11 protein-coding genes are annotated in these 6,395 nt (G+C 57.5%); 2 read left to right on the forward strand and 9 right to left on the reverse strand.

Annotated features, from left to right (window positions below; genetic code table 11):
• Positions 1-199 precede the first annotated feature (199 nt).
• Together VB780_RS14085 and VB780_RS14090 are read left to right on the forward strand one after the other, a co-directional pair.
• The gene (locus VB780_RS14085) at positions 200-1,339 is read left to right on the forward strand and encodes a hypothetical protein (RefSeq protein ID WP_323351795.1); all 1,140 of its coding nucleotides are present in this window, start codon (positions 200-202) and stop codon (positions 1,337-1,339) included.
• Between the two features lie 481 nt (positions 1,340-1,820).
• Complete coding sequence (locus VB780_RS14090) at positions 1,821-1,997, forward strand: hypothetical protein (protein WP_323351796.1); 177 nt, start codon at positions 1,821-1,823, stop codon at positions 1,995-1,997.
• An 85-nt stretch (positions 1,998-2,082) separates the two neighbouring features.
• Here VB780_RS14090 and VB780_RS14095 read toward each other — a convergent pair whose 3' ends face one another.
• From VB780_RS14095 to VB780_RS14135, 9 genes are all read right to left on the reverse strand, one after another.
• Positions 2,083-2,505: a hypothetical protein gene (locus VB780_RS14095; RefSeq protein WP_323351797.1), complete on the reverse strand. Its 423-nt coding sequence runs from the start codon at positions 2,503-2,505 to the stop codon at positions 2,083-2,085.
• An 82-nt stretch (positions 2,506-2,587) separates the two neighbouring features.
• Positions 2,588-3,160 carry an FHA domain-containing protein gene (locus VB780_RS14100; protein ID WP_323351798.1) on the reverse strand — a complete coding sequence of 191 codons (573 nt, stop codon included), beginning with the start codon at positions 3,158-3,160 and terminating at the stop codon, positions 2,588-2,590.
• A gap of 4 nt (positions 3,161-3,164) precedes the next feature.
• The gene (locus VB780_RS14105) at positions 3,165-3,584 is read right to left on the reverse strand and encodes a hypothetical protein (RefSeq protein WP_323351799.1); all 420 of its coding nucleotides are present in this window, start codon (positions 3,582-3,584) and stop codon (positions 3,165-3,167) included.
• A gap of 400 nt (positions 3,585-3,984) precedes the next feature.
• Positions 3,985-4,440 carry a hypothetical protein gene (locus tag VB780_RS14110; protein WP_323351800.1) on the reverse strand — a complete coding sequence of 152 codons (456 nt, stop codon included), beginning with the start codon at positions 4,438-4,440 and terminating at the stop codon, positions 3,985-3,987.
• A 90-nt stretch (positions 4,441-4,530) separates the two neighbouring features.
• Entirely contained in the window at positions 4,531-4,926 is a 396-nt protein-coding gene (locus VB780_RS14115; protein ID WP_323351801.1) for a hypothetical protein, read from the reverse strand.
• 2 nt (positions 4,927-4,928) lie between these two features.
• On the reverse strand, positions 4,929-5,066 hold the full coding sequence (locus tag VB780_RS14120) for a hypothetical protein (RefSeq protein ID WP_323351802.1): 138 nt from the start codon (positions 5,064-5,066) through the stop codon (positions 4,929-4,931).
• Positions 5,059-5,358 (reverse strand): hypothetical protein, encoded by a 300-nt coding sequence (locus VB780_RS14125; RefSeq protein WP_323351803.1) that lies wholly within the window; start codon positions 5,356-5,358, stop codon positions 5,059-5,061. The genes VB780_RS14120 and VB780_RS14125 overlap by 8 nt, the downstream gene beginning before the upstream one ends.
• A gap of 3 nt (positions 5,359-5,361) precedes the next feature.
• On the reverse strand, positions 5,362-5,916 hold the full coding sequence (locus tag VB780_RS14130; RefSeq protein ID WP_323351804.1) for a hypothetical protein: 555 nt from the start codon (positions 5,914-5,916) through the stop codon (positions 5,362-5,364).
• A gap of 365 nt (positions 5,917-6,281) precedes the next feature.
• Positions 6,282-6,395, reverse strand: a 114-nt coding sequence (locus VB780_RS14135) for a transposase (protein ID WP_323351805.1), incomplete at its 5' end; no start/stop codon positions are given.

The following is a 6,395-nucleotide window of genomic DNA, read 5'->3' on the forward strand; positions in this document are numbered from 1 at the left end:
TCGGCATCCCGTCCAACAGTTGGTAAATTAGCTCTTGGGCGTGGGCAAGAATCTTCATGGTCCTTGCTGTCTATACGTTTCACGCCCTTTTCTCTCATCCCCCCAGCCAAGGTGCAAGATCTGAGTCTAGAGACTTTTTAGAAGGGCGCGAGGACACCGTTGGACTGGCTGAGTTTGTTGGAATTTTGGCAGGTGATGTGTGACCAGCAACCGCTATCCATTCGATCGCGTAGACTACCCCCTTCTGCAGGGCATTCGCTTCCGCCGTCAGGTGCTCACCTGGGGCCTGGGCCTGGTGTCGTGGTCGCTGCTGCTGGGCAGCACCCTCCTGGCCGAAGAGCATAACCCCAGCCTGCACTGGGCCAGAACCGTGCTCATCATCTCCGGCGCAATCACCGCCATCCTGGGCCGCCTAGCCCTCGAAGACAGCGTAAAAGTAGGCCGCGCCATGCTCGATCACGAGGATGTGGCGCAGCTGCTCTGGCACGAGGGCACCGACGCCGTAGAAACCCCCACCATCGATGTCACCCCCGTGGCCACCCTCGACCCATGGGAATACCTCAGCCGCGCCGGTCGTGAATGGCGCACTCACCTGGCCGTGCTCTCCCCCACCGACACCGGCAAAAGCGCCTTTCTCTACCTGCTGCTGGGCGTGTGCAGCCGCGCCAGGCCCACCTGCGTGCAGGTCGTCGAAGGCAAAGGAGCCGATTGGGCCGGGGTGCCCGATGAAAATATCGTTCGCATCAACTTCCGCCCATCCATGGAAGATGCCCACGCCCTTTGCGCCCGGCTGCACAAAACCCTAGACCTGGTGCAAAACCGAGTCAACGCGGGCCAATGGGATGGGCCGCAGCTGGTGTTTGTGCTCGAAGAGTACCTAGCCCTCAGCTCTGGCCTAAAGCGGCGCAAGGGTGTTTTTGAGCCCTACGGCCGCAGTCTCGACCTGGGAGTAGAGGCCATGGCAGCGGTGGCCAGGGGCGGCGGTGGCCAGATGGTGCTGATCAGCCAGAGCCCCAACGCCGACGATCTTAAATTCTCCGGTGGGGTGCGCTCAAACTTTCGTATTGCCTGCCTGGGCTCTCGCCTCGGTGGTTTTGATGCCGTCGAACGGATGATCGACAACTACAACTTTGTGAACAAACGCGAGCGCGAAAGAATCGAAGCCGAATATCAATCAGCCAAGCGCCAACTGTTCACCGAACGCCACCCATTGATACTTACCAACCTGCTCGGCCAGTGGGTCTGTTTCCCCCTGCCTTACCTCAATGATCAGCACATTGCCGCCCTCAACATCGCCTCCGAAGTTGTGCCCCCAGAGCTGCTAAATACTGGCGACTAGTTCCCCGGTGAAGATGAGGCAGACGGCGGCGGCAGCTACTCATTACCCACCGATAAAGCCGAACCATCTAGCTACAGCATCACCATCGACCCCGACACCGAACCCGAGAGTTTAGAGGAAATAGAGACCCTGATTATTGAAGTCTTGAAAGCTGCTACCGAGCCCCTAAAAGCTCATCAGATAAAGTCAAAATGACAGAAGCTAAAAGACCTTGAAGGCGAGTTGTTTAGAGCCGTTCTGGCGGGCCTCGTCAGGCTCCACAGGATTGACCAGACGCAGGATGAACCACCCCGCTATACCCTACCCCCCAACTCGTCTCCCACAGGATGAGAAAACCCATCCTGTGACATCCGGTCTATATCTGGCAAGGCATCCGGCCATCCGGTGAACCCCATCCGGCCATCTCGCAGGATGCCCCGCAAGATGGCCACCGGATGGCCGCAGGATGAAGCCCCCACCAGCAACAAAAGTGAGAGCCAAAATGCCTGAAGAACATTTCAAACGGTTAGCCCTTTGGCAATCCAAAGCCGCCGCCATCACCGACGATTTTCTATGCCACTGCGCCGCCCTAGAGCACTTTGGAGAAGACAACAACTTTGCGGTGTGCTGGCCTGGCGATGTCCATTTCATTGACCGCACCAATCCCATCATCATTTAGGAGATAGGCGACGGCATAAGAATAATCGTTGGGCTTTAAACTAAGCTCACCACACCACACCTCTGGCCACGGCTGGGGGTGTTTTTTATTCTTCGGCAGGCTGACTGTAATACTGAAGAATTTGCATACATTCAACCGGGCGAGGCGCATCCCAAGACGAAAGCATGTCCTGTAGCGTAAGCATGCTTTCGTAGTGACTTGTTCCTTCAAAACCCTGCTCTATATCGACCTTCATCATGCCGCGAGCTATCCCCCCAATCATCTTGCGTGATTCGCTGCATTCAGTCTCTAGCGAATCCATGAGGCTTACGTATTCAGGAACATCAGCCGCCTCAACCTTATCTAAATAGGCCAGCTTTACAGCCATATCGACACCATCCGCCGCCGCCTCAGCAGACGCAGCCTCGAACCCGGCTTTCGCTTCAGATAGCTCAGACGAACCAGCTCCGCAGCCAGCCGCGCCCACCAGCACCAGAGTGAACATTAGAAGAGATATTTTCCTGGCCATTGCTACCGCCTAAAACGCTTGCTTTAGCATTCCTTTCCCCGCCTGCCAATTACGTACAAAACTATTCACTCTGCAATCTGGCCTAGTTGTCAAAGATCAGCACCACCAGCAGGGCCACCAGCGCCGCCACCACAAACCGCACGATTCCGTCCAACCATGTCGTCGGCGTGGCCAGCCACTGCAACGCAAAATTTATGTTGTCGGCATTGGTCGCCGGTGCCGGTGTCACCGCTGGCTGATCAGGTGGCAGGGTGGTTATAGGCGTGGTGCTGGCGATCGTCGGGGGGCCAAGCTCCTCTGGAACCGTGTCTTGGGCATTCTCGACTACCTGGATTCTGGCCTTGGGGCCTAAATCGATTCTGTCCCCAATCTGTATTGATTGCGGCTTACGCGGGGGCTGCACTCGTTTTCCGTTTAGCCATGTGCCGTTCTCGCTCCCCAGGTCAGAAATGAACCAAGCATTGTTGGCATAGGAATAGCTGATGGCGGCATGTTTGTTGCTCACTGTTCTCATGTTTATGGTGAGCTGAGCTGTAGGGATACGGCCCATCAGCCATTCTCCGCTCTCCTGTTCTGGGGCCGACAGCTCATAGTCGAGGTTGGCCCAAACCGGATCGCCAAAATCGGGGTCAAAAAAGAGCGTGAGCCTGGGCACATCACTAGTCACTCTCTACCTGGGAGAACACGACGGAAATATGGTTTTCGGTAGCGATCGCCTGCCATTCAGCCGCCGCCGCCGGTGCCGGGGGATAGTAGGTCGCCAGATGGTCGTAGATGCCCTGGAGTGCGGTGGCATTGGTGGCGATCGCCGCCAGCTTTAGATCCTCTCGCCAGTCGGCGGGCAGAGTCGCGGCCCAGTCCCGAAAGCCGGTATCAACCATCAGCGTTAGGCGAAAGTCTGACCAGTTCGGCGGTGCTGGCTCCGGCTCTGGCTCGGGCGGGAAGAACTCTTCCCAGTGGCCCGCGTCGTAGGCGGCCTGTAGTTCAGCCACCGTAGCGGGGCTGGTGCTGTAGGCGGCGATCGCCGCCTCATCAGCCAAATAATGGGTCAAGTCGTCAGGGGTGGAAATGCCAATCATGCCCGAATCACCTTGTAGAAGGATGAGACCGCATATTGAGGGAGGTTGGTAGGACTGCCCACCTTGAACAGTTGATTTGAGGCTGCTTGCGGGGTCGTAATGATGACCGGGGCAGCTAGCATTTTCGTCAAGCTCAACGACTCACCCAAGGGTTGATCAGCCGTCGAGAGCGTGTCACCAGCGCTCATCTGGTTGTGTCTAAAAAGCCAGTGATTAGCGCTGTTATGAGTGCCGGTTAGTGGGTTGACGCTGGCAGAATACCCGACCAGTAAAACGGGATAGCGGGGATAGGTGCTCAAGACATTTGAGGTGCCAACGCTAGCCGCGAGGGCCGAATACAACGGGCAGTATTCTAGTCGGCCCAACCAGAGAGACCCCGACCATTCCCATTCGCCCACAATCAGCCCACCGGCGCTACGTTCGCGCCAGGTCGCCCCTGCGGCGGGCTTGATGGCTCGGCCTGCTGGTCATAGGTAAAGCCGTAGGAAATGGCGTGCGTGCCTGAGAGGTCGCTGTAGGCTCCGCTGGTGGCCACTGTGGCCAGCCCTGTGACGGTGACAGCCGGTTGGGTGCCGGTGTGGTTAGCCCTGGCGCGGTTGGCCGTGTCGCGGGCGTTGAGCGATGCCGTGGGTTCAAAGTCGGCAATCGCGGGCGCTTCAAGCTTGGTTACTAGTGCCGCGTCGGTATTGGCGGCCAAAATTGCGATCTCACCACTTAGCCCTACGGCATCGTTGGTCAGCCCAGTAATCAACGTGTCCTGCGCCTCATCGTTCAGGATAAGGGCGGCGATCGCCGGGCTGTAGTCGGTGGGGTTGCTTTTAAAAACTGTCGGGGCTGCTGGGGCCGGTCGCCCCACATAGAATTGCTGATCCGCGTCGCTGTAGGCAATCTCGCCAAACAGCAGATCAGGCGGGGGCCGCTGCCGGTGGTGCGATTGGCTTTGAGCTTAATTCCCGCCGTCATAGGTACCGCCGTCGATAATTTGGAACGGGTCGTCATCGCTGGGCAGGTACTCTTCGATCATCACCTGCCAGTTAGCAACCTCGAAGATTCTGGCCCGCATGTTGAGTTTGGGCTGAAACCGGCGAGCCACATAGCCCGCCTGCACCAGCACCGGGTCAAGGGGGAAAGTCAACAGCTCAACATCACGAGTCGCATAGAGGCGATCGGTTTCGTAGAAACTGTCATCGGCCTGCACCATGCGCAGTCTGATGTAGCCCTGCCCCGGCCATTCTCCATTCCAGCTCTGGCTGACTCTAAACAGGTTCCCCAACGCCAGCGTGGAGATGGTCTCCCAGTCCAGAATATTGGGGTTGACCGTGCCTAGAGTCTGCCAGGGCATAGTTAATCAGCTTTTGGGGCAGCGGGTTTAGTCGTGGTCTTCGCTGTTGCCTTGGGCTCGGCTAGTTGGGGACGCGTCGAGCGGTGGCGGCGGTGCATGATCTTCAGTAGGTCTTCTTGGCTGGTCGTGTCTTCAGACATGGGGATTCACCGGTAGTAGTAGGCCGTGGTCATTGGTAGCAAAACGGATGCCTGAATCCATGACCCATTCAAGGTTGGTAACGGTTTGGTCAATCCAGGCGTCGGGGTCGATGCCCTGCTCGGCCAAACAATCGAGGGTGGTGTCGAGGTGGCCCGTACCGTTTAGCAGCTCTTCAATCAGCTGCTCACGAATGGCCAGGGCCTCGGACTCGGCCCGGGGGTCGCGCTGGTCGCCCCTAGGGTCAAGCTCACGGAACACCGTCGAGAATGGGTCGTAGATGTCGAGAGTCATAGGTTAGACAGCCTCCACGCCGACCTTCTCTCGAACCAGACTGACGCGCTTCACGGCGGCAGCCGCGTTGACTGTCAGCAGGCGGGCTTTCACGTCGAGGAAGCTGTCCATCATGTCATCAATGTCGGCGGTGGCTCCGAAGGGGACGGAGTAGCGATCGCGGTTGTATTTCAAGTACTGAAGGCCGGTGACATCGCTGGTGGCTACTGTCACTGAGCGGGTGGCATTGCGGAATAGAACCACTCGGGCAGGGCTAAATTTGGGAATGCCCACGATAGTGTTAGCCCCGATGGCATCGTCTACTGCGGCAATGCTGCTGGCGTTGATGGTGGCTCCCAGCTGGTTGTAGTGCTCGGGATTGCAGCGGGCCGTCACGACTTCGTCAGCGGCGACATCAATGGTGAACGGCTTGAGATACACAATTTTGCTCAAGTCCCGTGGCCCCTGGGTGCCAATGCGACTCGGTCGGGTGGCGGAGGTCTGTAAATAGTTGATGTAGTTGGTTAGACCGGCCTGAAGCTTGGCAGCGCGTTTAATGTCTGAATAGCGAGCGCCCATAGTAATTCACCGTAAAAATCGTTAGCTCCATGTTGCCCAGCCCTGAATGGATAAATCTGAGGCGGAAAGGCTAGCCCTTCTAGTCAATTTCCAAAAGTCGCAGCAGCGCCCTACGACACCAGCGCCTGTGGCCAGATGCCGGAGCGGTCGGCTAGCGGTATCGGGTTATTCAGCCCATACAGGTGCAGCACTGCATATTGAAGCCGCACATCTGCCAGCGGGCGACGGCGAGATGTGCGGCGAGACTCACCGTAGATGAAGTCATTGGGCGGGATGACCGGAAACGCGCCCGATTCGTTCTGATTTTCGCTAACGTTCAGCTTAGCCAGGTCAATGGTGTCGGTTTGCAGGTCTAGGGCGTGTCATCAAATAAGCCAGATCATGGAAGCCGCGATGTAAATCGCGCTGAGAAACGTTTCGGCTAGCTTGTCGTAGCGAGTGGCAATGGCTCGATACTGCTTGAGCTTGGCAAAGAAATT

The sequence above is a fragment of the Leptolyngbya sp. CCNP1308 genome (assembly GCF_034932455.1).
In the GTDB taxonomy this organism is placed as follows: Bacteria; Cyanobacteriota; Cyanobacteriia; order Phormidesmidales; family Phormidesmidaceae; genus Nodosilinea.

Coding starts and splice junctions, on each gene's coding strand:
- VB780_RS14125 (WP_323351803.1), bottom strand. CDS start 5,358: ATGACTCTCGACATCTACGACCCATTCTCGACGGTGTTCCGTGAGCTT.
- VB780_RS14095 (WP_323351797.1), bottom strand. CDS start 2,505: ATGGCCAGGAAAATATCTCTTCTAATGTTCACTCTGGTGCTGGTGGGC.
- VB780_RS14115 (WP_323351801.1), bottom strand. CDS start 4,926: ATGCCCTGGCAGACTCTAGGCACGGTCAACCCCAATATTCTGGACTGG.
- VB780_RS14090 (WP_323351796.1), top strand. CDS start 1,821: ATGCCTGAAGAACATTTCAAACGGTTAGCCCTTTGGCAATCCAAAGCC.
- VB780_RS14120 (WP_323351802.1), bottom strand. CDS start 5,066: ATGTCTGAAGACACGACCAGCCAAGAAGACCTACTGAAGATCATGCAC.
- VB780_RS14105 (WP_323351799.1), bottom strand. CDS start 3,584: ATGATTGGCATTTCCACCCCTGACGACTTGACCCATTATTTGGCTGAT.
- VB780_RS14130 (WP_323351804.1), bottom strand. CDS start 5,916: ATGGGCGCTCGCTATTCAGACATTAAACGCGCTGCCAAGCTTCAGGCC.